A 24,683-nucleotide genomic window follows, 5' to 3' on the forward strand; every position below is an offset into this window, starting at 1 on the left:
CCTGGATGAGCGAGATCATGGACTTGAAGAAAGAGAAGAACTTCTTTGAGACGCGAGTGATTGAGTATCAGACGGGTGGGGCGCTTAGCTGGGATTGATTACACCGTTAAAACGCACCAAAAACAGGGCTGCCATCCGGCGGCCCTTTTTATTGCCCGCTTAATGGATCCAACCCGCTTTATTAAGGGAACCTGTTTCACCCTCCCCACCACTCACGGATACGCAAGCAGACTTTTCTTAAAATTCCGACCTGAACGTCGTTTCGGTGAGCCCGCCCGACCAGCTTGCGCAACTGGCCTCTCACCCCTGCGATAACAAGGGAGTACATGTATGTCGTTATCCGTAAACGGAGGTTCTGCGTTCATCCCCCAGAACCTGACGCCACACGACCATTCTGCCAACGCGGGACAGGGCGGGCACACCGGCCATTCCGGCCTGTTGCAGTTTGCAGGCGGCAATGGCGGTGCGGTGAATTTTGGCCCGCCTTCGTCGCGCATCGAAGGCGCCAACGACGCGTCACAGGGATCGTCCGTGCATCACCGCTCCACCCAAGCCCCGGACAAACAGTCCGATGAAGGCGGCATTGAAGAAATCATCAACCTGCTGCAATCGCTGTTGCAGGCCCTGATGAAAATGATGGGCGGCGGTAAAGACGACAGCGCAGGCAGTGGTGGTAGCGGCGGCGGTGGCAGCGGCAAAAGTGGCGGTACTCACAGCGCCGGCGGCAGCCATCCGGCAGCGCCACAAAACCTTGCCGCCCAACCGGGCAACGGTCCTCAAAAGGCGCAAGGCAGCAACGCCCCCGACACCACCGCCGACGCTGGCAGCCCTCCCAAAGGCATGCCCCAGTCGCTGTGGAACGACTGCGTGGACTCCGGCAAAAAATTCGGCGTCGACCCGTACATTCTGGCCGCGCAGTCCAAACAGGAAAGCAACTTCGGCAAGGACCTCTCCGGCCCGAGCGGCGGCGATGGCGTGATGCAGGTCGAGCCGAGCACCCGTGCCGCGTACGCCGGCCAGTTCCAGGAAAAGACCGGCCACGCCTACAACCACGGCAGCCAGGCTGACCAGGTAGCAATGGCCGCCCTGATCATGGGCAGCAAAGGCGGCGACACCACGTCTCAACTGCAGAAGTACAACGGCGGTGACAACTGGAAGCCAGGCGCGACCGACTCCTACGGCCGTGTGATCAAGGCCGACGAGTACGCCTCGAGCGTAGAGCGGATCGCCCAGCAACTGCGCACCGCGTAACCACTTGGGCCCCGCCTTGCCAGTCACGCGCTGGCGGGGTGATGCCCCTGCGCGCAACGCCTGAACGGCGCGGCGCGCGCTCCCTTCACGACACTCACATGTCTGCACCCCGTGAACGTCGACCCCAGGCACCCATGACAAAGATCACTTGCTCATCTCCCCAGGCATTCGTGCCGATCGAACAGTTACCGCATGACCCCGCCGCCCAAAGCAGCCCCCACGCGGGCCCGCCACAACCGCCCGTCGTTGAGCCCCCTGCCCGACAAAGCAGCGCACAAGAGCGTGCGGCCATCGCATCGCGCACCCACTTGAACACTGTTGAGCTGTCGCGGCTGACCGAACGAACGTCCTCGTCCGCAGCGCCGCTGCGGCTCGATGATGACTTCGCCGAGGCCCCGTTCAAAAACGAACTCTATCGACCGAGCAAACGCGACAACCATGGCTTCAACATGGCCGTCACCCTGGACAGCCGGGAGAAAGACAGCGACACGTTCCTGGGAGACACCCGCGTGGCCTGTCGGCACTTGGCTTATGAATATTTCCTGAGCCCGAAAAAAACGCGCTTTCTGGCGGCGATGACCAGCGAGCGGGCGATCGCGATGTATTTTTCCGGCGGTAAATTGCGCCAGGCCAATCAGGGTTACTTGCAACTGTTAAGCGCAGCAACCTTGAAAAACTCGGTGGTGGTGAGTGTCAACACCTTCTCCACGCAACTGATGCGCATCGCTCGCAAAATGACTCAGAGTCGACAAAGCAAGGCCGACTTTTTGATGACCTCCAGTAATCACGTGATGGCCGTCAACGTGCAGATCAAGGAGAACAACCGGGTGTGCGTGACGGTCTATGACCCCAACAACACCACCAACCATGACCGGGTCGAGGCCGACGACTTCAACGACGACGAGGCCCTGCAAACCGCCGAGCTGCCGTTGAATGCACGCCGCGAGCAGGGAAACCACGCGTTCACGCTGCACGCAACGCACGACTTTTTCCGCCCGGGCGAGGCCCTGGCCGACCTGGATTTGCGGACCGAACCCGCGCCTGTGCAGGTGATGGCTTCGTTTATCTGTAATGCCCTTGATCGTGATGATCCGGCCTTGCTCAAGCAGCTCATCACCAAGGCAAGCCGTGACTTTTTTACCCATCGGTCAGCACTCAAGGCCGCACTGGCTGGCACTGAATTGGGAACGCCCGGCCTGTTCAGAGCCTTGCAAAACGGCCGTTCAGACGTTGTCGAAGCCTGGATGCAAGGTGCCAGCAACCTGGCCGACAGAAAATGCCTGAGCAAAGGCGACCTGTTTGAGCTGTTTCGTGCGCAGGCATCCAGCGGTGAAAACAGGACAGACGGGCTCTACATGGCATTCAAGGGCGGGCGGATGAACACCGTGGCGACCTACCTGGCGCAGGTCACAGACGCCACCCGCCACGGGCTGTTGACCAAGCCTCAAGCCAAGGCGCTGTTTGGCGCAGCCAACAGGGGCGAGATTTCGGGGATTGATGTGTTGTTTAAAAGGGCCGACGCCAAGTCACTTGCAACCGTTGTTGAGCAGCTGGAGCAGAGCTTTCAACGCAACGTGTTCAGCGGCGACGACGTCAAGGAAGTCCTGCTTGGCATCGGATCGGCATCGACAGCGAAGTCGATGGCCACGACCAGCGACAGAGATGTCCAGGCGCTCAAGCAGGCGTTGCAGCCCCTGGTCACCGCAGGCGCATTGCTTGCCAAGGACGTGGACAGCCTCTTCAGCACCCGCGGGTTCATCGACACCTCCCTCAACGCCATGTTTTCCAGGCTCTGGCGTTGAGATCGGCCCCCACTTATCCCCTCAGCACGTCCAGGGCGCCGCACGCTCCGTCTGCAGGCGGTAACGCTCGATGGCCTGCTGGCACACGCGGGCGTCCAGCGCGCCCTCTTCCACCAAGGCCGTCAACGCCGCCAGCACCAGGTGGTGGCGGTCCACCTCAAAGAAGTCACGCAGTGCCGCCCGCGTATCACTGCGGCCAAAGCCGTCGGTGCCCAGCACGGTGTAACGCGAGTCCACATACGAACCGACCATCTGCGGCACGGCCCGCACGTAGTCAGACACGGCGATGACAGGCGCACCTTTGGGCAAGCACTCAGCCAGGTGACTCACCCGTGCCGGCGCCTGTGGATGCATGCGGTTCCAGCGCTCCACCTCGCGCGCATCCCGTGCCAGTTCGCTGAAACTGGTGACGCTGAACACTTCGCTGTCCACCTGCCAGTCGTCCTTGAGCAACTGCGCGGCCGCCTGGGCTTCACGCACCAACGTGCCGGAACCCAGCAGCCGCACCTGCGCACCGGCCGGCCCCTGGAGGCGGTACATGCCTTTAATTACCGCCGCTTCGACGCCTGCGGGCAGGCTGGGTTGCGGGTAGTTTTCGTTCATCAGGGTCACGTAGTAGAACTCGTCCACGTCGTGCTCCAGCATCTGGCGCATGCCGTGGTCGAGGATCACCGCAAACTCGCCCGCGAACGCCGGGTCATAGGCGCGGCAGTTGGGCACGGTGGCGGCCGTGAGGTGGCTGCTGCCGTCCTGGTGCTGCAAGCCTTCGCCGCCCAAGGTGGTACGCCCGGCCGTGGCGCCAAGCAAAAAGCCCCGGGCGCGTTGGTCGGCGGCCGCCCAGATCAGGTCGCCGATGCGCTGGAAGCCGAACATCGAGTAATAGATGTAGAACGGCAACATGCGCAAACCGTGCACCGAGTAACTGGTGGCGGCCGCCACCCATGAGCTGATGGCGCTGGCTTCACTGATGCCTTCTTCCAGGATCTGCCCGTCGGTGGCCTCGCGGTAACTGAGGATCGAACCGATGTCTTCCGGCTCGTAGCGCTGGCCCACGCTGGAATAGATACCGATCTGCTTGAACAGGTTGGCCATGCCAAAGGTGCGCGCCTCGTCGGCGACGATGGGCACGATGCGCGGGCCCAGTGCCTTGTCCTTGAGCAGGTTGCTGAGCATGCGCACGAACGCCATGGTGGTGGACATTTCCTTGCCGTCGGCGGCGGTGGCAAAACCACCGTAGCCACTCACCGACGGTACGCTCACCGGCGCGGCCTGCTGGCTGCGGCTGGGCACGTAACCGCCCAGTGCCGCGCGACGCTGATGCAGGTAACGCAGTTCCAGGCTGTCGTCGGCGGGTTTGTAGAAGCTCAGGGATTCGGTCTGTTCATCCGTCAGCGGCAACTGGAAGCGATTACGAAAGGCGATCAACGCGTCGCGGTCGAGTTTTTTCTGCTGGTGGGTGGTCATCTTGCCCTGCCCGGCTTCGCCCATGCCGAAGCCTTTTTTGGTCTGGGCCAGGATCACCGTCGGCTTGCCCTTTACCCGTCGTGCGGCGTGGTAAGCGGCGTGAATCTTGAGCATGTCATGGCCGCCGCGCTTGAGGCGATCGATCTGCTCGTCGCTCATGCCCTGCACCAGCGCGGCCAGGGCTTCGTTCTGGCCGAAGAAATGCTCGCGGTTGTAAGCGCCGTCTTTGGCGGCAAAGGTCTGGAACTGGCCATCGACGGTTTGCGACAGCGTGCGGGCCAGCGTGCCGTCGGTGTCCTTGGCGAGCAAGGCGTCCCAGTCGGAGCCCCAGACCAGCTTGATCACGTTCCAGCCGGCACCGGCGAACAAGGCTTCCAGCTCGTCGATGATCCGCCCGTTGCCGCGTACCGGGCCGTCGAGGCGCTGCAGGTTGCAGTTGACCACCCAGGTGAGGTTGTCCAGCCCTTCGCGGGCGGCCAGGGTGAGGGCCGACATGCTTTCCGGCTCGTCCATTTCACCGTCGCCGAACACGCCCCACACGTGGCGGTCGGTGGTGTCCTGCAAGCCGCGATGCTCGAGGTAACGCATGAAGCGCGCCTGGAAGATCGAGCTGATGGGGCCGATGCCCATGGAGCCGGTGGGGAACTGCCAGAAGTCCGGCATCAACCAGGGGTGCGGGTAACTGGAAAGCCCGCGGGCACCTGAAGCCTGGGCGCCGATTTCCTGGCGGTAGTGCGCAAGGTCGGCCTCGCTCAAGCGCCCTTCCAGAAACGCCCGTGCGTAAATACCGGGCGCGGAATGGGGCTGGTAGAACACCAGGTCGCCGCCGAACCGGTCGTTGCGGGCGCGAAAGAAATGGTTGAAGCCCACTTCAAACAAATCCGCCGCGCTGGCGTAGCTGGCGATATGGCCGCCCAACTCGCCATACGCCTGGTTGGCGCGCACCACCATGGCCAGCGCGTTCCAGCGCACCAGCGAGGCCAGGCGCTCTTCGGTGGCCAGGTCGCCGGGGAACGGCGGTTGCTGGTCCACGGCGATGGTGTTGACGTAGGGCGTGCCGTGGCGGGGTTTCCACGCAATGTGCGGCGCGTTGCCGGCACTGGCCAGCATGTCGAGAATTTCCCGTGCGCGCGCCGGCCCGGCGTTGGCCACCAGCGAAGCCAGGGCGTCGCGCCATTCGGCCAATTCTTCCTGATCCATTGCGTGTTGATTCACTGCGCTTGCGAAACCGTTCATGGCCGTCTCCAGGCTTTTTTCCAGTTTATGTCGGGGCTGGAGGATTTTTTGACTGTTATACGCTCAGGCACTGGCTTTTTTGAGCACAAATCACTGCCGTTTCTCTGATTGCCAGCACGTTGTGCTGAGCCCACCTAAAAATCCGCAATGTGTTTAAAATGCCGCCCGCTCAACCACCGACGCTGCCCGATGACCCCAGACGCCCTCGCCACCCTGCACGCTCACCTGCTCACGGCCCTTGAGGCCGCGCCGGACGAAACCCGGCGCCTGTTTCACGGCCGTGGCCGCTGCTGGCCGGGCCTGGAGCAAATCACCGTAGACTGGTTGCAAGGGGTGGTGCTGGTCGCGCTGTTCAAGGCGCCGGAAGCGGCGCAGCTTGAAGCGCTCGAGCGCCTGCTCCAGCAGATCGACTGGGCGCGCTACCGCGTGCACAGCGTGGCGCTGCAGCACCGCTACCTGCCGCAAAGCACCACCCACTGGCTGCACGGCGAGGCGGTTGACGAACTGACCATCACCGAAGGCGGCCTGCGCTACCTGATCGACCTGGGCAAAAAGCAGAACAGCGGGCTGTTTCTCGACATGCGTTACGGGCGCAACTGGGTGCGCGAACACGCCAAGGGCCTGCGCGTGCTCAACCTGTTTGCCTACACCTGCGGGTTTTCGGTGGCCGCCATCGAAGGCGGCGCCGAGCAGGTGGTGAACCTGGACATGGCCCGTGGCGCGCTGAGCCGGGGCCGCGACAACCATCGACTCAACGGCCATGACCTGGGCAACGTCAAGTTTCTGGGCCACGACCTGTTCAAGTCCTGGGCCAAGGTCACCGGCAGCGGCCCGTATGACCTGGTGATTATCGACCCGCCGTCCTTCCAGAAAGGCAGCTTTCTTCTCACCAAGGACTACCAGCGCGTGCTGCGCCGCCTGCCCGACCTGCTCACGGCGCAAGGCACAGTGCTGGCCTGCATGAACGACCCCGCCTTTGGCGAAGACTTCCTCATCGACGGCGTCACCCGTGAAGCCCCCGCCCTGCGTTTTGAACGGCGGCTGGAAAACCCGCCGGAATTTCCCGACATCGACCCACAAAGTGGCTTGAAGGCCTTGGTATTCCGTCAAGGCTGATGCCCAATTGCCCAACGCTTGCTACGCTAAGCGTTGAACCGGGTGGTGAACCTTATTCCCCCCTTCCCGGTCGATACTTGCATTCCCTGGCCAGATTCGACGCCATCACGTGCGTCGGCTGCCCCGTTTGACCTTCCTGGAGAGCGCCCCTGTGATATCGACCCTGCATGTAGCCCGGCTCAAAGCCTGGGGCGCCCACGGTTTTACCGCCACCGGCGTGGTGCTGGCCTTCCTGGCCACCCTGGCCCTGCTGGAAAACCAGCCCAAGGCATGCCTGCTGTGGCTGGGGCTGGCTCTGGTGGTGGACGGCGTCGACGGGTCACTGGCCCGACGCGTCAATGTGCAAACGGTGCTCCCAAGCTTCGACGGCTCGGTCCTGGACCTGGTGATTGACTACCTGACCTACGTCTTCATCCCGGCACTGTTTATTTATCGCTACATCGACCTGCCGGACTTCACGCACCTGTTCACGGTGTCGGTGATCCTGGTGTCGTCACTGTTCTGCTTTTGCAACGTCAACATGAAAAGCAAAGACAACTACTTCGTCGGCTTCCCGGCCGCCTGGAACGTGGTTGCGTTGTGCGTCTACATCATCCGCCCCGACGCCTGGGTCACCTTGGCAACCGTCATCGGCCTGGCCTTACTGACCGTCACCCCGATGAAGTTCCTGCACCCCTTTCGCGTCAAGCGCTTCATGCCGATCAACATCGCCGTGACGACCCTGTGGCTGCTGTGCAGCTTGTTGATGGTGATCGACTACCCCAACACCAACCCGTGGACGTTTGGGCTGTGGTCGCTGATGTCGGCGTATTTCCTGGGGATTTGTGTGTGGCGCACGGGGCTGGAGTGGGTGGAAAACCGTCGGGGTAAGTGAGCCTTGGAACGGTGGTGAGTGTGTTGGGGCACTCACCACAAGGGAGGATCAATCAGAGGTTGCCAGACCTGGATAGCGGTCATTCATCCAGCATTAACGCCAAACTGGCAATCCACTCTGCTGTTGCGTGATAGCGCAGGTAATAGGCCTGCCTTTGTGCATCAGACAAACGCGTGAAATATGGAAGAAAGTAGTTGTCGTTGTAATAACCTTGGGCGCCTTGCATGTTTGCGCTCCACCAGGAGGGAGGGTAATCCACAAACGCCACCCAAGGAGGAGGTACGACAAAGCCTGCGCACTGAACCGCATTTAATAAATGGGCATCATTTGAAACGAGCTGCACAGTGGTCGAATTAAATGCCTGGGTGGACAGCGAAACAACCAAGCCCCTTATTGCTGGGGCATCGGCAAAGCGTTTGACGACAACGCCATGGGAGCGCTTTTCGCTTAACAGCGTCAGCCCTGGCTCAATGAGCGCATGAAGGGGCTGGACCTCTTCTTCACTGGTCATCAGCGACAGGTAATAGGCCTGCACACCTGCGGGCTCTAACGACACAAACTCCGATTGATTGGCCTTCGCGCGGCTATCGCGCACCAACGGCTGAGAAAACAGCGTCTGCAATTGTGCAATCGAGCAGCCCGCCACATAGGTTTGGGGGCGCCGACTTGCCCATCTTTTAATACGGTTAAATATAGTCATGGCCTGCCAACGAAGGCGTTGTTGCTCAATGGGCGTGTCATTCAAACAGTCAGTCGCGCAACGCAGCCTACTGGAAATCCAAGTGGGCGTCGTCTTTGGCAACGCGTAAGATAGGCCACTTTGGCGCTCCCTGCGCCCTGCCCCGACTCTAAGCCTGCCCCATGCCCTTCGAACTCAGCGTTGACCTCACCACCCTCGCCATTCTCGCCCTGGTTGCCTTTATCGCAGGTTTCATCGATGCCATCGCCGGTGGCGGTGGTTTGCTGACCACGCCTGCGTTGCTCACGGCCGGTATGCCGCCGCACCTGGTGTTGGGCACCAATAAGCTCAGTTCGACCTTTGGCTCGGCCACGGCCAGTTTCACGTTTTACCGGCGCAAGCTGTTTCATCCACGCCAATGGGTGCATGCCATTGTCGGCACGCTGGTCGGCGCGCTCAGTGGGGCGATCGTTGCGCATTACCTGCCCGCCGAAACCCTGAACAAGATGCTGCCGGTGATTGTGTTCGCCTGCGGTGTGTATCTGTTGTTTGGCGGTACGCCCAAGGCAGCGCTGGATAACGACGCGCCGATCAAGAAAAAATGGCAGTCCACCCAGGGCTTCAGCCTGGGTTTCTACGACGGCGTGGCCGGGCCGGGCACGGGGGCGTTCTGGACGGTGAGCACGATGCTGTTGCACCCCATCGATCTGGTCAAAGCCAGCGGTGTGGCGCGCAGCATGAACTTTGTGAGCAACGCGGCGGCGTTGTCGGTGTTTATCTTCAACGGCTCGGTGGACTGGGTTGTCGGCCTGTGCATGGGCGTGTCGGTGATGGTGGGCGCCTTCTTTGGCGCGCGCAGCGCCATCAGCGGCGGCGCCAAGTTTATTCGCCCGGTGTTCATCACCGTGGTGCTGGGCCTGACAGTGCGCCTAGCCTGGCAGCACTGGTTCAGCGTGGCCTAAACGACGGGCCACGTAGAGGTCGATGAGGTAGCGCGCAATCGAACGTGACGCCGGTAACGGCGGCAACGCGTGAATGCTGAACCACTGCGCGTCCTCGATCTCGTCTGGCTGGGGCACGATGTCACCACCGGCGTATTCGGCATGAAACCCCAGCATCATCGAGTGCGGGAACGGCCAGCACTGGCTGCCCTGGTACTGGATGTTCTTGACCTCCACCTGCACCTCCTCGCGCACCTCGCGAATCAGGCAGTCTTCGGCCGACTCACCCGGCTCGGCGAACCCTGCCAGGGTGCTGTAGACCCCCGTGACAAAGCGCGGCGAACGGGCCAGCAGGATCTCGTCCCCGCGGGTCACCAGCACGATCATGCTCGGCGAAATACGCGGGTAACTGCGCACGTCGCACGCCGCGCAGAACATCGCCCGCTCCCGTAGCACTTGCACCATGGCCTGGCCACAACTGCCGCAAAAGCGGTGCTCACGGGCCCAGGTGCCGATTTGCGCGGCGTACCCCAGCACGGTGTAGACGGTGTGATCGCCCTGCAGCATGAAGGCCCGCAGGCCCTGCCAGTTGCAACCCGGCACCTGGGCCGGGTGATCGAGCTCCAACAGGTACACCGGTTCACCGTCGAGGTGGCCGATGCCGTGTTCGGCAAACACCGAGAGGTCCTGGCCCTTGAGCCATTGGCGCGGGAACAGCGCGCCGTTCTGGTCATACAAAAAGCCTTCGCGGCTGCGGGCCACGGCCCAGCCGCCCGGGGCGTCGTTGTCCAAAAGCGTTGTGGTAATCCAGCCTGAGGTCATTGAGGTCAATCCACGAATTCGGGTTTTTGCTTGCTCATGTGGGCCGCGATGGCCACACGCAGGTCGGTCGATTGCAACATAGCGGCGTTCCAGGTGGCAACGTATTCCAAGCCATCCTGGATGCTGTGGTCACGCATGTAGCTGATCATGGCCTTGGTGCCAGCCACGGCAATCGGCGATTTGGCAGCGATGTCCCGCGCGATCTCCAGCACTCCGGCCAGCAGGCTTTGCTGGTCCTTGTACACCCGGTTGACCAGGCCGATGCTGCGCGCCTCTTCGGCGCCGAACGTGCGCCCGGTGTAGGCCAGCTCGCGCAGCATGCCGTCACCGACGATACGCGGCAGGCGCTGCAAGGTGCCCACGTCGGCGGCCATGCCGATGTCGATTTCCTTGATGGAAAACTGTGCATCGTCGGCGGCGTAACGCATGTCGCAGGCGCTGATCAGGTCGATGGCGCCGCCGATGCAGTAACCCTGGATCGCCGCCAGCACCGGCTTGCGGCAGTTGTCGACCGCGTTGAACGAGGCTTGCAGCGCCAGGATCTTGCGCCGCAGCACGCGCGCATTGCGCCCGACGTCGTTGCCGAATTCATTGGCCACCGCCGCCATCATCATCAGGTCGATGCCGGAAGAGAAATGCTTGCCCGCCCCGCTGAGCACCACCGCGCGTACGGCGTCGGTGTCGTCGATCCATTGGAAAATGTCGATGATCTCGGTCCAGAACGCCGCGTTCATGGCGTTGATCTTTTCCGGGCGGTTGATCTGCACATGGGCGACGTTGTCGACGAGTTCTACGACAAAGGCTTGGTATTCGGACATGGCAGTGATCCTTGACGTGCTGTTTATAAGGCCCGGAACTATAACAAGGCTGCATCAAAGGCGGTAAGGCGACGCATCGGCCAAAAGCGGGACTGTGGCCTAAACGTAATGCAATGTTGTAGAGGGGCGGCTTGCAGACTGCCAATACATTTCACGCAGGGATTGCCGGTTATCGACTATACAATCAAGGGCATTTCCTACCGGGCCTGGAGCCGTGCATGTCATCCACCCCCCGCTCATCATTGATGCTTGCCCTTGTGGTGATCTTTACCGGCATTGGCGCAGGCCTGGGCGGGATGCTCCTGGCGCTGCTGCTCCACGGCATTCAGCACCTGGCTTACGGCTATAGCCTGGACAGCCTGGTCAGCCATCAAACCTTTTTGCTCGGCGTCACTGCCGCCGCCCCCGAGCGCCGCCTGCTGGTGCTGGTGGTGTGCGGGCTGGTGGCGGGCCTCGGCTGGTGGGCGGTGTATCGCTATGGTCGCCCGCTGGTGAGCATCAAGCAGGCCGTGTCGGCGCAAGCACCGGACATGCCGCCCAAGACCACCCTCGCCCACGCCGTCTTGCAGATCATCACGGTGGCGCTGGGTTCGCCGCTGGGCCGTGAAGTGGCGCCGCGGGAAGTCGGTGCGCTGGCAGCCACCTGGCTGTCGCGCCGGGCCGGGTTGACGCCGGACATGCACCGCTTGATCGTCGCCTGCGGCGCCGGGGCCGGGCTGGCGGCGGTGTACAACGTGCCGCTGGGGGGTGCGGTGTTTGTGCTGGAAGTGCTGATCGGCGTGTTCAGTTGGCCGGCGGCGGTGATCGCCCTGGCCACCTCGGCGATTGCCGCGTCCGTGGCCTGGGTCGGCCTGGGGGCCGAATCGCAGTACGTGGTGCCGCACTTTGTGCTGAGCCCGGCCTTGATCGCCTGGGCGGTGGTGTGTGGCCCGGTGTTCGGCCTGGCCGCCTACGGCTTCACCCGCCTCACCGGCGTGGCGCGCGCCAACGCCGCCCGGGGCTGGCGTTTGCCGGTGTTGTCGGTGATCAATTTCACCCTTATTGGCGCTCTGGCGATGTACCTGCCGCAGATCCTGGGCAACGGCAAAGGCCCGGCGCAGTTGGGGTTTGACAATGAGTTGGGCATTGGCCTGGCCGCGCTGTTGCTGGTGGTCAAGGTGCTGATCACCACCAGCAGCCTGCGCGCCGGAGCCGAGGGCGGCTTGCTCACCCCCGGCCTGGCCAACGGCGCCTTGCTGGCGGTGATCCTGGGCGGCGCCTGGAGCCTGGTGTGGCCCGGCGTGCCGCTGGGAGCGTTTGCGATCATTGGTGCGGCGGCGTTTCTGGCCTCGAGCATGAGCATGCCGCTGACCGCGATTGTGCTGGTGGCCGAATTCACCCGTATCGAGCACGACTTTCTGGTGCCGATCATCCTGGCGGTGGTGGGTTCTTTGTGTGTGAGCAAGCTGTGCCAGCAATGGGAAAAAAACCGCAAAGACGCTGGATTAAAAGCCGCGCAGGCGCCATCCTCCGCGCTTTAGGCCGCCTTCTTCGCGGCGCTTTACGCACACAGGATATTTGCCATGCACGCCCCAGCACTCAACGCCGCCGATTTTGAATTCATCGAAGACACCTTGCAGCAGTACGGCGACGACCACAGCGTACTGAACCTGGCCGAACTCGACGGATTCTTCACCGCCCTGGTGTCCAGCCCCGCGCAGGTCGACATCGGCGAGTGGTTCCCGGCGATCTGGGGCGGCCAGAACCCGCAATGGGACAGCGCCGAGCAGGCACAACGCTTTCTTGAGCTGTGCGTGCGCCATATCAATGCCACCGCCACGCAACTGGCCACCGATGCAGTCGGCTTCAGCGCGCGCTTTGAGCAAACCGAGCACCTGGGCCAACCGCTGACCCTGGCGGAAGAATGGTGCTTTGGTTACATCCGTGGCGCCGCCGTGGGCAACTGGCCAGAACTGCCGGCCGAACAGGCCAGCCTGCTGGAACAGATCGCCGCGTGTGCCGAGCAGGACAACTTTGAACTGCCGGACGACCTGGACGTGACGGCCCATCAACAACGCGTCAGCGTCATCGAGCCTGCGGCACGCAGCCTGCACGACTACTGGTCGGCCCAACGCTGAACTGCCGGGAGTCCACAGCGATCCCCGCTCGACAAGGGTGGCGTGTATGGCCGATTATTCGTGTCCGCCAGCCGGCCACTCCCAGCGACCCGCCTTGAATCAGGAGCCTTGTACCTTGAGTTCGCAGAAAACCGTGACCGTCACACCGCCCAACTTCCCCCTGAACGGCAAGGTAGCGCCCCCCGGCTCCAAATCCCTGACCAACCGTGCCCTGTTGCTGGCCGCGCTGGCCAAGGGCACCAGCCGCCTGACCGGCGCGCTGAAGAGCGATGACACCCGGCACATGTCCGTGGCGCTGCGTCACATGGGCGTGACGATTGACGAGCCGGACGACACCACCTTTGTGGTCACCGGCACCGGCAAGTTGCAATTGCCCGCCCAGCCGCTGTTCCTGGGCAACGCGGGCACCGCCATGCGGTTTCTCACGGCCGCCGTGGCCACCGTGCAAGGCACCGTGGTGCTGGACGGCGACGCCTACATGCAAAAACGCCCCATCGCACCGCTGCTGGACACCCTGGGCAAAAACGGCATTCAGGTCGACAGCCCCACCGGCTGCCCGCCCGTGACTGTTCACGGGGTGGGCCGCGTGCAGGCCAAGCGTTTCGAGATCGACGGCGGCCTGTCGAGCCAATACGTCTCGGCGCTGCTGATGCTCGCCGCGTGCGGCGAAGCGCCGATTGAAGTGGCCTTGACCGGCAAGGACATCGGCGCCCGGGGTTACGTCGACCTCACCCTGGATTGCATGCGCGTGTTTGGCGCCCAGGTCGAGAGCGTCGACGACACCACCTGGCGCGTGGCCGCCACCGGCTACACCGCCGCCGACTACCTGATCGAGCCGGACGCCTCCGCCGCCACCTACCTGTGGGCCGCCGAAGTGCTCAGCGGCGGCCGTATCGATATCGGCGTGGCCGCGCAAGACTTCACCCAACCCGACGCCCAGGCCCAGGCGGTGATCGCGCAATTCCCGCATATGCCGGCCGAAGTCGTCGGTTCGCAAATGCAGGACGCCATCCCGACACTGGCGGTCCTGGCTGCGTTCAACCACATCCCGGTGCGGTTCACTGAACTGGCCAACCTGCGGGTCAAGGAATGTGACCGCGTGCAAGCCTTGCATGACGGCCTCAACCAGATTCGCCCGGGCCTTGCGACCATCGAAGGCGACGACTTGCTGGTGGCCAGCGACCCGGCCCTGGCCGGCACTTCGTGCAGCGCGCTGATCGACACCCACGCCGACCACCGCATCGCCATGTGTTTTGCGTTGGCGGGGCTTAAGGTGGCGGGCGTTAAAATCCAGGACCCGGACTGCGTCGCCAAGACCTACCCGGGGTACTGGAAGGCACTGCAAAGCCTTGGTGTGCAGTTGACCTACTGAGTCATCGGCGCCCCTGGCGGGAGGGAGGGAACATGAACATTCGCCAACCCTGCCCGCCCGGCGCCTGCGACTGCAACCGCGATCAATTGCTGCGCACCGCCGGTGGCGATGCGCGCATCTTGCAGCTGACCCGCCAGGAAGAAAAAAAGCTGCTCGAGCGCCTGGAAAACCTGCAAAGCCTGGCGGACCTTGAGCACCTGCAACAACGGATGTACCAGCAATTGGGCATCCGCGTGCACATCGACCCCGGCCATACCGAAGTCAAGAGCATGCGCGGGTTGCAGATTGTGATCGATGACCTGCCGGGCCTGTGCCGCAAGACCCGGGAGTCGATCCCGCGAGCGATTCGACGCGGGTTGGAAAACCGGCCGGAAATTGCCTACCGGCTGCTCGATGCCCAAGGGCTGTTTCGCGAAGACTGAACGGCTCGCAGGATCACGCGTTAGCGCACCACGGTGAAACCATCAGCAGAAGCAGCGCCGCAAAAAAAGTGCGTGGCATAACGGAATAAAGCGCCGTGGCGGGTGTTTACCTGAGTACGCCTTGTGAAATAAAGCACAAGGCCAGTACCCCATTACAACGTAGATACCCCCAGGAGCTTCTTCATGTTGAAAAAATTCTCGCTCGCTGCCGCTGTGGTGATTGCCTGCGCATCGTCCATGGCATTCGCCGCCCCTGCCAAAGTGGCCGACAGCGCCAAAGGCAAGGTCCTCACCGACAGCAAAGGCATGACCCTGTACACCTTCGCCAAAGACAGCGCCGGCAAGTCGGTGTGCAACGGCCAGTGCCTGGCCAACTGGCCGGCCTTCACCGCCTCGGCCGGTGCCAAAGATGCTGACGGCTACACCGTGATCACCCGTGACGATGGCGGCAAGCAGTGGGCCTACAAAGGCCAGGCCCTGTACACCTGGGTCAAAGACAGCAAGCCAGGCGACATCACCGGTGACGGCGTTGGCGGCAACTGGGACCTGGCTCGCCCATAAGGGTTAGCGGGTCAAAAAAACCTCCCTGTCGCGCATCGCCAGGGAGGTTTTTTTATAGGTGGGGTTTAGCGGTTTGCCTGGCGTTCACGCACAAAAGCCTGGGCCTTGCGAGCCAACTGGTCGAGGTGCCGGTCGCGCTGTTTTTCTGCATCGATCATCGCCCGCTTGCCGTGACGTTGCAGCAGGTAGGTATGAATCTGGCGCACCTCCAGCGAGCTGTAGATCGACGCCACCTCCAATACCCCCATCAGGCCATCGGTGCTGTAGTCCCGCGTGTTCATTAACACCTGGGTGCCACGCACACCGCGCACTTGAAAGCCCAGCGACTCGAACACCGGCACCTTTTCCACCGCGCAGGCCAGCTCGGCATGCGGGTAGCGGGCGAGCATTTCCTGGATCATCGCCCGCCCCACGCCCTGGCGCCGGTGACTGGCCCGCACGGCCATGTAGGCCACGCCGCACGCCTGCGGGTCGTCCTTGACCGGCAAGTACAACACAAAGCCCAGCACCTGCTCCTGCTCGTCCAGGGCCACGATCAATTCGACGGCAATGCCTTGGGTGCCATCCAGCGCAGCCAGGTACAGGTGCACTTCATAGCCGATCGCATACTGGTAGATGTTGTACAGCAGGTTGCTCGGCGTCAGCGCAATGCTGCTGATGTCGGTCAGGTAGTCGACCACCATTTGCAGGATCTGGGCATTGACGGGCTCGGGGCATGGGGTTTCGTAGCGGGTAAGGCTGAACATTGCAATTCCTGGTGTTTCGCGGCAAGACGGTGGCGATTGTACCTGTTTATGCCAACCCCCTCGCGCAAACCGCCGTTGAACCCGCAAGGCGGGGACAGGAATGAGCCTGCGTGCAAAAACTTCAGACCAACGGGTGCACCGAGGCCCCTACATCGCGCATCATGGGCGCTTTCAAGTTCAAGGGAATCGTCCATGCGCGTTCTGTCATTGATGATGGGTCTTACGACGCTGGCTGCCACTCTGGTCTTCAGCGGCGCAGCGTCGGCCAGTGAAGAAAGCCTGTTGGTGGATTCGATCAATCAGTACCGCAGCCAGGTGCAACGTTGCGGCAATCAAGGCTCCCAGGAGCTGCCCCCGCTCACCGCCGACACGCGGCTGGTCTTGCCGGTCAATAGTGTTGGCGACCTGCAGCAGGCGCTGGCGCGGGCGGCGTACCCGATGGTCAATGTGCAGGCCATCAGCCTGTCCGGCCCGCGCAATGCCGAGGCCGCGATGAAGGCCGTGCGGGAAAGTTTTTGCCGGGTGGTGCTCGACCCGCAGTTTGTCGACATCGGTGTCAGCAGCAACGGCCAGGACTGGCGCATCGTGCTGGCCCGCCCGCTGTTGAGCGCAGGCCTGGGCGAATGGCAAACCGAGGGCAAACAGGTGCTGAGCCTGATCAACACCGCCCGCCAGCAACCCCACCAGTGCGGTGCCCAAACGTTTAGCGCCACCACCGCGCTGAACTGGAACGACGACCTGGCCAACGCGGCCGCCGGGCATTCGCGCAACATGGCCAACGGGAATTTCTTCGACCACCTGGACCACGACGGCCGCACCCCAGGCGACCGTGCCGAGCTGGCAGGTTATATCGGCCAGCAGATCGGCGAAAACATCGCCGCGGGCCTGGATAACCCCCGCAAGGTGGTCGAAGGCTGGCTCGCCAGCCCCGCGCACTGCGCGGCCCTGATGAACCCGCAAATGCACGACATGGGCGCCGCCTATGCGATGGACCCGCGCAGCGACGCGGGCATCTACTGGACCAGCGTGTTCGGCGTGCAATAGCGCGGTTTGTATCTCACTGTATCCCCGCCGCCGCCTTACACAGTCCGAGGCCGTGCGGGGGGTGCGGTGACACAGTGCAGATACGCCGCCGCGGTTTCCTGTGCACACCCCGCCATCACGTCGATCGCGAACGGGCCACTCATTAGGAAACCATCATGACCCAGAACAGCACAGTGCTTTACACCGGCAAGACCCACACCACCGGCGGGCGTGAAGGCGCATCCCAAAGCGACGACCTGCGCCTGGACATCAAACTGGCCCCACCGGGCGCAAAGGCGGCAGGCACCAACCCCGAACAGTTGTTTGGCGCCGGTTGGTCGGCTTGCTTCATTGGTGCACTGGGCCTGGCCGCCAAGGCCGCTGACGTGCGCCTGCCGGCCGATACCGCGGTAGACGCCGAGGTGGACCTGGTCAACAGCCCGCAACTGGGCTATTTCCTGCAAGCGCGCCTGACGGTCAGCCTGCCCGGCATCGAGCCTGTGCTGGCGCAGACGCTGATCGACGGCGCCCACCAGACCTGCCCGTACTCCAAGGCCACGCGCGGCAATATCGAGGTGCAGATCACCCTGGTCTGAGACGCCTGCCCGCTACGGCGCTACCGCCACCTGGTTGCGCCCTTGGGCCTTGGCGCGGTACAGCGCCTGATCGGCGGTGTGCATCAAGCCGTGCAAGTCCTGGTCGCGCATATGGGTGGAGGCCACGCCGAGGCTGGCGGTCAGGCCCTGGACCGGCGCCGTGGTCAGCCCGGCGATGGCTTTGATCAGCTGCTCGGCGATGCCTTGCGCGGTTTCAAGGGAGGTGTCGGGCAGCAACACGGCAAACTCTTCACCGCCGAGGCGCCCATACACATCGGTCTGGCGAAACGAGGCACTAATTACCGCGCCGATCTGACGCAGCACCTGGTCACCGGCCTGGTGGCCGTAGGTGTCGTTGATCTGCTTGAAGTGGTCCATGTCCATCATCAGCGCGCACAGCGGCTGGCGGTTGTGCCGGCACTTTTCGTAGAGGGCCTGGGCCTGCTCGAAAAACGCGCGGCGGTTCATCAGGCCGGTCAGTTCATCGGTTTGTGCTGCGCGGGCGGAAATGTTGTGGGCACGTTCCATCTGGCGTGTCAGGCGGAAGGCTTTTTCCAGCGCATCGGACAACTTGCGCGTAGCACTCACCACAAACGAGGAGAACACCAGCACCGCCAGCGCCACGCCGGTTTGCATCGACGAGGGCTGAAGCAACATCCACAGGGTGGAAGGCAGCAACACCAACCCCATCGACACCAGCGTCATGGAGCGGTACGCCGAATAACAGGACACGGCACTGACCGACATGCCCACCGTGAACAGCACGACCAACCCCTGGGAGAGCCGGTCATCGGTCGGTATAAGCGTCAGCGCGCCCAGCCCCCAGATGCCCGCGGACAAAATCAGCGTGAGCCAGTAAGGCCGTTCCCACCGCGCCGGTGTGCGCTCAGCGGGCGGGCAGCGAAACCAGGCCACGAACATGGCCAGGCGCAGCAAGGAAGACGCCCCCAGGAGCACCATCCACACCACGACCACGCCGTGATCGAAGCGCTCCCAGCACAGCCAGCACAGCATGATCGCACCCAGATAACTGCCGAACAGGGCAGAAAACGATTGGCGAAACAGCTGGTGTAAACGATCCGTGCGGACCTGCTCTTCTATGTAGCAATCCTGGTCCTGCCCACGCCCAAGGCCATTCATCTGGTCCGCCTGATCTTGCTGCTATGACAAAGTGCCATTGTGGCACCCTGCCACCTAGCACGCCAGAGCCCTTGTCAGCCTTGCGGTCGCAGAATCAGCACGCCCAGCGGCGGCAGATTCAACGACAGCGACACGGCCTGACCATGATGGGGCTCGTCCCCGGTCGAAATCGCCCCACCGTTGCCGTAATTGGAACCCGCATAGGTGTCGGCATCGCTGTTGAGCACTTCCTCCCAGCACCCGGCGAACGGCACGCCGACCTTGTAGCCTTCACGCGGCACCGGGGTAAAGTTGGCCACCCCCAACACCGGGCGCCCCGCCTTGCTCCAGCGCAGCCAGGCGTAGACGCTGTTGATCGCGTCATCGCCAATCAGCCATTGGAACCCCTGTGGCGCGTCGTCCTGTTCATGCAGTGCCGGTTCTTCGCGGTACAGCCGGTTGAGGTCCCCTACCAGTTTTTGCACGCCCCGATGCTCGGGGTATTGCAGCAAGTACCAGTCCAGTTGCTGGTCGTGGTTCCACTCGCGCCACTGGCCGAACTCACAGCCCATGAACAACAGCTTTTTGCCGGGGTGCATCCACATAAAGCTCAGGTAGGCGCGCAGGTTGGCGAACTTCTGCCAGCGGTCACCGGGCATTTTGTCGATGAGCGAGTGTTTGCCGTGCACCACCTCGTCATGGGAGATGGGCAAGATAAAGCGCTCGGACCAGGCATAGACCAGGCCAAAACTCAGCTCGTTATGGTGATGGGCGCGGTAGACCGGGTCTTGCTGGATGTAGTGCAGCGAGTCGTGCATCCAGCCCATGTTCCATTTGTAGCTGAAGCCCAGGCCGCCCTGCTGGGTGCTCTGGCTCACCCCCGGCCAGGCCGTGGACTCTTCGGCGATCACCAGCGCGCCGGGCGCTTCCAGGGCGACCACGTCGTTGAGGTGACGCAAAAAGTCGATGGCTTCCAGGTTTTCGCGCCCGCCGTGGCGGTTGGGCACCCATTCGCCCGCCTTGCGCGAATAGTCGCGATAGAGCATCGACGCCACCGCATCCACGCGCAGGCCGTCCACATGGAAGTGCTTGAGCCAGTGCAACGCCGACGCCAGCATGAACCCGTGCACCTCGGTGCGGCCCAGGTTGTAGATCAGCGTGTCCCAATCCTGGTGGAAACCTTCCTGGGGGTTGCCGTATTCGTACAACGCCGTGCCGTCAAATTGCGCCAGGCCGTGGGTGTCGGTGGGGAAATGCGCGGGCACCCAGTCGAGAATCACGCCGATCTGCGCCTGATGGCAGGCATCGACGAAAAATGCGAAGTCCTCCGGCGAGCCAAAACGCGCACTCGGGGCAAATTGCGACAACGCCTGATAACCCCACGAGCCGCCAAACGGGTGCTCCATGATCGGCATCAGTTCGATGTGGGTGAACCCCAGTTCCTGAACATACGGAATCAACCGCTGCGCCAATTCGCGCCAGGTGAACGGGCGGGCAACCTCGCCTGCGTCGTCCAGTTCGCATTGCCAGGAACCGGCGTGCAACTCGTAAATCGACAGCGGCGCGCGGGTGGCCTGCCGCTCGCCGCGGGCCTGCATCCAGTCATGGTCTTGCCAGTCCACCAGCAACGGGGCGGCGACTTTGGACGCGGTGTCTGGCGGCAGTTGGGTGGCCAATGCCACCGGGTCGGCCTTGAGCGGCAGGATCCCGTGGGCACCGAGGATTTCATATTTATAGGCAGCCCCCGGTTGCAGGCGCGGGATAAAAATTTCCCAGACCCCGGCCGGATGGCGCAGGCGCATGGGGTGGCGGCGGCCATCCCAAATATTGAAGTCACCGACCACCGACACCCGCCGAGCGTTGGGCGCCCACACGGCAAAACGCACCCCCTCGATGCCATCGACGTGCGTGACCTGCGCGCCAAAGCAGCGGCCAAGGTCACGGTGGTTGCCCTCGGCAAACAGGTACAGGTCCATCTCACCCAGCAACAGTTGGCTGAAGCTGTAAGGGTCCTCGGTGATCTGCTCGCCCCCGGCCCACTGGATCTTCAGCAGATACGGCTGGCGACCGGCGAACTGACCGGCGAACAACCCCGGCACCGAGGTCGACGCCAGGTCGCCCAGCGGTTCGCCGCTGTCTTGGGCCACCACCTGAACGCTCAGGGCGTCTGGCAGGAATGCGCGGATAAACTGCCCGCCCCTCCCGTCGTCATGGGGCCCCAGGATCGCGAACGGGTCGGGGTGCTCGGCGCGCACCAAGGCTTCGATGTCGTGGGGCGCGGGCATCAGATTCAAGGCTGTCTGCAGCGGTTCTTTGTTCGTAACACTCATGACGTCTTCCCACCGCGTGCAGTTTTCGATAAGGGTTCAAGCCCCCTGAGCAGCCCGTGCAAACCGTGTAACGGCACCGGCAACCAGGCGGGACGATTTTCCGCTTCATAGGCCACCTCATACGCAGCCTTCTCCAGGCTGAACAACGTCAGCGCAGCGTCCTGGCCGCTGGCATCCTGCCAGTCATGCGCCAGTGTAGACGCCGCGTGGTGATAGGCCTGGGTAAATGCCTGTCGGGCTTCTTGCAAGTAACGGTCCGCAACCCGCTGTCTTGACGCGTCGGCCTCGGGGGACAGGTCCATGCCCTGCCCGCTCAGCGCCATCGCCGCTGCGTAGTCAAACGAGCGCAAGACCCCGCTCACATCCTTGTAGGGGCTGTGTTTACCGCGCCGCTCGTGCAGCGGTCGCGCCGGTTCACCTTCAAAGTCGATGAGGTAGGCATCGCCTTTCACCACCAGCACCTGGCCCAAATGCAGGTCGCCGTGCACCCGAATGCGCAAACCGCCGACCGTGGCCTTGGCCAACGCTTGCACATGACGGGCGATGGCTTTTTTCTGCGCCAGCAGATCACTGACCTGCGCTTGATCGGCAGGGTTCAACTGATGTTGATGCGCCTCGAGCAATTGCAACGCACGCTCGACTTGCGCCCCCACTTGCTGGGCCCAGTGCTGGCTGTCCTTGAGGGACGTCAGTTGCGGCGTGAAGTCCGGATGGTCGGTGGGCCCGGCCAGTATCACGTGCATTTCCCCGAGGCGCTGGCCCAGCAGCGCAGCAAAATCCGCCAACTCGCCCAAGGCGTTGTAGTGCTGCTCCTGCTCGGAGATCGCCTCAGCCAGTTCGTCGCGAATCGCCCGCTCCAGGTTGTTCTGGGTCCAGCCCCAGGCATCGCCCTGATTGCTCAAGTAACCTTGGGCGATCATCAGCAAGTTGTCCTGGCCCTGGCCATCCCGGCGTATCACCGAGCCCAGCAGGGGCGAGATATGTGCGTAACCGGCCTGGGTCAGATAAGCGCTCATCTCCAGCTCCGGGTGCACCCCGGCACTGACCTTGCGGATAAGCTTGAGCACCAGGTGCTCGCCCACCACCACCGAGCTGTTGGACTGCTCGGCGGACAAGTAACGCACCGGCGGCTCGTCGCCCAGTTGCAGCGCGGCCAGGTGCTCGGTGGCTTCGAAGCGGATCGGGCCATCGTCGGTGTCGAGCACGGTATGGGCGTGCAGGCTTTGGATCACCGTGCGCACAAAAGTGTCGAGGCTGAAGGCGTCCGTCACCAGCCCCACCTGGCGCACGCGGCGCACCCGGGCCAGCGCCAGTTGCTGGGGCAAGGCGGTGGTGAACTGGTCTTCGCCCAGAAATCCGAACGGCAGTTGATAACGGCTGACCTGCCCTGCCGTGGTCACCTCGACCTCACTGAACAGCACCGGGTGCTGCGGGTCGCCAAAACGCACGCCGTAGGCGATGTGCACGTTTTCGATCGCCGCATCTTTGTTGGCAAACCAGCGCCGCTTGGGCAGCCAGGCCGGCAAACTCGTGTGCTCCAGCGTGGTGCGGCACGGCGCGTCCAGCAGTTCTTCCAGGCGTTTTTTCAGCACCAGCGTGGTGAAGTCCGGCATGCTCTGGGCCGGTTCCACATGCCAGCTCGGCATCTGGTTTTCTGCCGCCAGCACAAACCAGTAAAAGCCATAGGGCGCCAGGGTCAGCAGGAAATTCAGCTGGCCGATCGGCGGGAAGGCGTTGCCGCCCAGCATCTCTACCGGGACCATCCCGGCAAAGGCCGACAGGTCCAGCTCTGCCGCCTGGGCGCTGCGGGACACGTTGGCCACGCACAAGATGATTTCGGTGTTGCCGTCGGCCCCGGTGTATTCGCGGGTATAGGCCAGGATGCGGCGGTTGCTCGGCGAGAGCATCTTCAGGCTGCCACGCCCGAAGGCCTTGGACTGTTTACGGATGGCCAGCATGCGCCGGGTCCAATTGAGCAAGGAGTGCGGGTCTTGGGCCTGGGTTTCGACATTGACCGACTGATAGCCGTATTGCGGGTCCATGATCGGCGGCAGCACCAGGCTGGCCGGATCGGCGCGGGAAAAACCGCCGTTGCGGTCGATGGTCCACTGCATGGGCGTGCGCACGCCGTCGCGGTCGCCCAGGTAGATGTTGTCGCCCATGCCGATTTCATCGCCGTAATACAGGGTCGGGGTGCCGGGCATCGACAACAGCAGGCTGTTGAGCAATTCGATGCGGCGCCGGTCGCGCTCCATCAATGGCGCAAGGCGTCGGCGGATCCCCAGGTTGATGCGCGCACGGCGGTCGGCGGCGTAGTAGTTCCACAGGTAGTCACGCTCTTTGTCGGTGACCATCTCCAGGGTGAGTTCATCGTGGTTGCGCAAAAAGATTGCCCATTGGCAATTGGCCGGAATCTCCGGGGTCTGGCGCAGGATGTCGGTGATCGGGAAGCGATCCTCCTGGGCCAGCGCCATGTACATGCGCGGCATCAACGGGAAGTGGAACGCCATGTGGCACTCGTCGCCGTCGTCGCCCTTCTGGTCACCAAAGTACAGTTGGGTGTCTTCCGGCCATTGGTTGGCTTCGGCCAGCAGCATGCGGTCGGGGTAATTTGCGTCGATCTCGGCACGGATCTGCTTGAGCACATCGTGGGTTTCGGGAAGGTTTTCGTTGTTGGTGCCGTCACGCTCGATCAGGTACGGGATGGCATCCAGGCGCAGGCCGTCGATGCCCATGTCCAGCCAATAGCGCATCACACTGAGCACCGCTTTCATCACCTGCGGGTTGTCAAAATTGAGGTCCGGCTGGTGCGAGTAGAAGCGGTGCCAGAAGTACTGGCCGGCCACCGGGTCCCAGGTCCAGTTGGACTTTTCGGTGTCGAGGAAAATGATGCGGGTGCCGTCGTATTTCTGGTCGTCGTCGGACCACACGTAAAAGTCCCGCGCCGCCGAGCCGGGCTTGGCCTTGCGCGCACGCTGGAACCAGGGGTGCTGGTCGGAGGTGTGGTTAATCACCAGCTCAGTGATCACTCGCAAGCCGCGCTTGTGGGCTTCGGCGATGAAGCGCTTGGCGTCGGCCAGGGTGCCGTAGTCGCTGTGCACGCCCCGGTATTCGGCGATGTCGTAGCCGTCATCACGGCGTGGCGAGGGGTAGAACGGCAAGAGCCAGATGGTGTTGACGCCCAGGTCAGCGATGTAATCGAGCTTGGCGATAAGGCCGGGAAAGTCGCCAATACCGTCGTTATTGGAGTCGAAATAGGATTTGACATGAACTTGATAGATCACCGCGTCCTTGTACCAGAGCGGGTCTTTGATAAAAGTGGCCGAGGTGGATTTCTTCGCCATTTGAAGCTCCTGGAAAACCGTGAATAACAGGATCGTCGGGGCCATGGCCC

21 protein-coding genes are annotated in these 24,683 nt (G+C 62.8%); 13 read left to right on the forward strand and 8 right to left on the reverse strand.

The features are described 5' to 3' along the window. The 3 genes from ACW9H9_RS17650 to ACW9H9_RS17660 all read left to right on the forward strand — a co-directional run. Nucleotides 1-98 (forward strand): hypothetical protein (locus tag ACW9H9_RS17650; protein ID WP_240462694.1); only part of this gene is annotated, 98 nt, incomplete at its 5' end. Nucleotides 99-330: 232 nt separating this feature from the next. Beyond that, entirely contained in the window at nt 331-1,251 is a 921-nt protein-coding gene (locus ACW9H9_RS17655; RefSeq protein WP_457344514.1) for a transglycosylase SLT domain-containing protein, read from the forward strand. A 134-nt stretch (nt 1,252-1,385) separates the two neighbouring features. Beyond that, entirely contained in the window at nt 1,386-3,053 is a 1,668-nt protein-coding gene (locus ACW9H9_RS17660; protein ID WP_457344513.1) for a ShET2/EspL2 family type III secretion system effector toxin, read from the forward strand. A gap of 21 nt (nt 3,054-3,074) precedes the next feature. Here ACW9H9_RS17660 and mdeB read toward each other — a convergent pair whose 3' ends face one another. After that, entirely contained in the window at nt 3,075-5,753 is a 2,679-nt protein-coding gene (gene mdeB, locus ACW9H9_RS17665) for an alpha-ketoglutarate dehydrogenase (protein ID WP_457344512.1), read from the reverse strand. 189 nt (nt 5,754-5,942) lie between these two features. Here mdeB and ACW9H9_RS17670 point away from each other — a divergent pair, with 189 nt between their 5' ends. Continuing rightward, the gene (locus ACW9H9_RS17670) at nt 5,943-6,869 is read left to right on the forward strand and encodes a class I SAM-dependent methyltransferase (protein WP_457344511.1); all 927 of its coding nucleotides are present in this window, start codon (nt 5,943-5,945) and stop codon (nt 6,867-6,869) included. A gap of 151 nt (nt 6,870-7,020) precedes the next feature. Continuing rightward, complete coding sequence (gene pcsA / locus ACW9H9_RS17675; protein ID WP_457344510.1) at nt 7,021-7,743, forward strand: phosphatidylcholine synthase; 723 nt, start codon at nt 7,021-7,023, stop codon at nt 7,741-7,743. A 79-nt stretch (nt 7,744-7,822) separates the two neighbouring features. Here pcsA and ACW9H9_RS17680 read toward each other — a convergent pair whose 3' ends face one another. Beyond that, nucleotides 7,823-8,488, reverse strand: coding sequence for a hypothetical protein (locus ACW9H9_RS17680; protein WP_457344509.1), 666 nt, complete (start codon nt 8,486-8,488; stop codon nt 7,823-7,825). 116 nt (nt 8,489-8,604) lie between these two features. Here ACW9H9_RS17680 and ACW9H9_RS17685 point away from each other — a divergent pair, with 116 nt between their 5' ends. After that, a complete protein-coding gene (locus ACW9H9_RS17685) occupies nt 8,605-9,384 on the forward strand; it encodes a TSUP family transporter (protein ID WP_457344508.1) in 780 nt (259 codons plus the stop codon). On the opposite strand, the gene nudC is transcribed toward ACW9H9_RS17685, so the two are convergent. Both nudC and ACW9H9_RS17695 read right to left on the reverse strand, forming a co-directional pair. After that, the gene (gene nudC, locus ACW9H9_RS17690) at nt 9,352-10,185 is read right to left on the reverse strand and encodes an NAD(+) diphosphatase (RefSeq protein WP_457344507.1); all 834 of its coding nucleotides are present in this window, start codon (nt 10,183-10,185) and stop codon (nt 9,352-9,354) included. The two genes, ACW9H9_RS17685 and nudC, sit on opposite strands and share 33 nt — an antisense overlap. A gap of 5 nt (nt 10,186-10,190) precedes the next feature. Continuing rightward, a complete protein-coding gene (locus tag ACW9H9_RS17695) occupies nt 10,191-11,003 on the reverse strand; it encodes a crotonase/enoyl-CoA hydratase family protein (RefSeq protein ID WP_457344506.1) in 813 nt (270 codons plus the stop codon). A gap of 218 nt (nt 11,004-11,221) precedes the next feature. Here ACW9H9_RS17695 and ACW9H9_RS17700 point away from each other — a divergent pair, with 218 nt between their 5' ends. From ACW9H9_RS17700 to ACW9H9_RS17720, 5 genes are all read left to right on the forward strand, one after another. Continuing rightward, nucleotides 11,222-12,523 (forward strand): chloride channel protein, encoded by a 1,302-nt coding sequence (locus ACW9H9_RS17700; protein ID WP_457344505.1) that lies wholly within the window; start codon nt 11,222-11,224, stop codon nt 12,521-12,523. A 42-nt stretch (nt 12,524-12,565) separates the two neighbouring features. After that, nucleotides 12,566-13,120 (forward strand): UPF0149 family protein, encoded by a 555-nt coding sequence (locus ACW9H9_RS17705; RefSeq protein ID WP_457344504.1) that lies wholly within the window; start codon nt 12,566-12,568, stop codon nt 13,118-13,120. Nucleotides 13,121-13,235: 115 nt separating this feature from the next. Beyond that, nucleotides 13,236-14,492, forward strand: a complete 1,257-nt coding sequence (aroA, locus tag ACW9H9_RS17710; RefSeq protein WP_457344503.1) for a 3-phosphoshikimate 1-carboxyvinyltransferase — start codon at nt 13,236-13,238, stop codon at nt 14,490-14,492. 32 nt (nt 14,493-14,524) lie between these two features. Then, nucleotides 14,525-14,914, forward strand: a complete 390-nt coding sequence (locus tag ACW9H9_RS17715; protein ID WP_457344502.1) for a hypothetical protein — start codon at nt 14,525-14,527, stop codon at nt 14,912-14,914. Between the two features lie 183 nt (nt 14,915-15,097). Continuing rightward, nucleotides 15,098-15,475 (forward strand): COG4315 family predicted lipoprotein, encoded by a 378-nt coding sequence (locus ACW9H9_RS17720; protein ID WP_457344501.1) that lies wholly within the window; start codon nt 15,098-15,100, stop codon nt 15,473-15,475. A gap of 65 nt (nt 15,476-15,540) precedes the next feature. On the opposite strand, the gene ACW9H9_RS17725 is transcribed toward ACW9H9_RS17720, so the two are convergent. After that, nucleotides 15,541-16,221, reverse strand: a complete 681-nt coding sequence (locus ACW9H9_RS17725) for a GNAT family N-acetyltransferase (protein ID WP_457344500.1) — start codon at nt 16,219-16,221, stop codon at nt 15,541-15,543. Between the two features lie 192 nt (nt 16,222-16,413). Here ACW9H9_RS17725 and ACW9H9_RS17730 point away from each other — a divergent pair, with 192 nt between their 5' ends. Then, nucleotides 16,414-17,265, forward strand: coding sequence for a CAP domain-containing protein (locus tag ACW9H9_RS17730; protein ID WP_457344499.1), 852 nt, complete (start codon nt 16,414-16,416; stop codon nt 17,263-17,265). Between the two features lie 155 nt (nt 17,266-17,420). Further along, nucleotides 17,421-17,840, forward strand: coding sequence for an organic hydroperoxide resistance protein (locus ACW9H9_RS17735; protein WP_457344498.1), 420 nt, complete (start codon nt 17,421-17,423; stop codon nt 17,838-17,840). Nucleotides 17,841-17,852: 12 nt separating this feature from the next. On the opposite strand, the gene ACW9H9_RS17740 is transcribed toward ACW9H9_RS17735, so the two are convergent. From ACW9H9_RS17740 to treS, 3 genes are all read right to left on the reverse strand, one after another. Then, nucleotides 17,853-18,980 carry a diguanylate cyclase gene (locus tag ACW9H9_RS17740; RefSeq protein ID WP_457344497.1) on the reverse strand — a complete coding sequence of 376 codons (1,128 nt, stop codon included), beginning with the start codon at nt 18,978-18,980 and terminating at the stop codon, nt 17,853-17,855. Nucleotides 18,981-19,054: 74 nt separating this feature from the next. Next, nucleotides 19,055-21,289 carry a 1,4-alpha-glucan branching protein GlgB gene (gene glgB, locus ACW9H9_RS17745; RefSeq protein ID WP_457344496.1) on the reverse strand — a complete coding sequence of 745 codons (2,235 nt, stop codon included), beginning with the start codon at nt 21,287-21,289 and terminating at the stop codon, nt 19,055-19,057. Continuing rightward, complete coding sequence (gene treS / locus ACW9H9_RS17750; protein WP_457344495.1) at nt 21,286-24,633, reverse strand: maltose alpha-D-glucosyltransferase; 3,348 nt, start codon at nt 24,631-24,633, stop codon at nt 21,286-21,288. The genes glgB and treS overlap by 4 nt, the downstream gene beginning before the upstream one ends. Between the last annotated feature and the right edge of the window lie 50 nt (nt 24,634-24,683).

The organism is Pseudomonas sp. SDO5215_S409, from assembly GCF_054071325.1.

What these genes read in the sequence shown, in the direction of transcription:
- ACW9H9_RS17655 (WP_457344514.1), top strand. Translation starts at nt 331, where the DNA reads ATGTCGTTATCCGTAAACGGAGGTTCTGCGTTCATCCCCCAGAACCTG.
- ACW9H9_RS17660 (WP_457344513.1), top strand. Translation starts at nt 1,386, where the DNA reads ATGACAAAGATCACTTGCTCATCTCCCCAGGCATTCGTGCCGATCGAA.
- mdeB (WP_457344512.1), bottom strand. Translation starts at nt 5,753, where the DNA reads ATGAACGGTTTCGCAAGCGCAGTGAATCAACACGCAATGGATCAGGAA.
- ACW9H9_RS17670 (WP_457344511.1), top strand. Translation starts at nt 5,943, where the DNA reads ATGACCCCAGACGCCCTCGCCACCCTGCACGCTCACCTGCTCACGGCC.
- ACW9H9_RS17685 (WP_457344508.1), top strand. Translation starts at nt 8,605, where the DNA reads ATGCCCTTCGAACTCAGCGTTGACCTCACCACCCTCGCCATTCTCGCC.
- nudC (WP_457344507.1), bottom strand. Translation starts at nt 10,185, where the DNA reads ATGACCTCAGGCTGGATTACCACAACGCTTTTGGACAACGACGCCCCG.
- ACW9H9_RS17695 (WP_457344506.1), bottom strand. Translation starts at nt 11,003, where the DNA reads ATGTCCGAATACCAAGCCTTTGTCGTAGAACTCGTCGACAACGTCGCC.
- ACW9H9_RS17700 (WP_457344505.1), top strand. Translation starts at nt 11,222, where the DNA reads ATGTCATCCACCCCCCGCTCATCATTGATGCTTGCCCTTGTGGTGATC.
- ACW9H9_RS17705 (WP_457344504.1), top strand. Translation starts at nt 12,566, where the DNA reads ATGCACGCCCCAGCACTCAACGCCGCCGATTTTGAATTCATCGAAGAC.
- ACW9H9_RS17715 (WP_457344502.1), top strand. Translation starts at nt 14,525, where the DNA reads ATGAACATTCGCCAACCCTGCCCGCCCGGCGCCTGCGACTGCAACCGC.
- ACW9H9_RS17720 (WP_457344501.1), top strand. Translation starts at nt 15,098, where the DNA reads ATGTTGAAAAAATTCTCGCTCGCTGCCGCTGTGGTGATTGCCTGCGCA.
- ACW9H9_RS17725 (WP_457344500.1), bottom strand. Translation starts at nt 16,221, where the DNA reads ATGTTCAGCCTTACCCGCTACGAAACCCCATGCCCCGAGCCCGTCAAT.
- ACW9H9_RS17730 (WP_457344499.1), top strand. Translation starts at nt 16,414, where the DNA reads ATGCGCGTTCTGTCATTGATGATGGGTCTTACGACGCTGGCTGCCACT.
- ACW9H9_RS17735 (WP_457344498.1), top strand. Translation starts at nt 17,421, where the DNA reads ATGACCCAGAACAGCACAGTGCTTTACACCGGCAAGACCCACACCACC.
- ACW9H9_RS17740 (WP_457344497.1), bottom strand. Translation starts at nt 18,980, where the DNA reads ATGAATGGCCTTGGGCGTGGGCAGGACCAGGATTGCTACATAGAAGAG.
- glgB (WP_457344496.1), bottom strand. Translation starts at nt 21,289, where the DNA reads ATGAGTGTTACGAACAAAGAACCGCTGCAGACAGCCTTGAATCTGATG.
- treS (WP_457344495.1), bottom strand. Translation starts at nt 24,633, where the DNA reads ATGGCGAAGAAATCCACCTCGGCCACTTTTATCAAAGACCCGCTCTGG.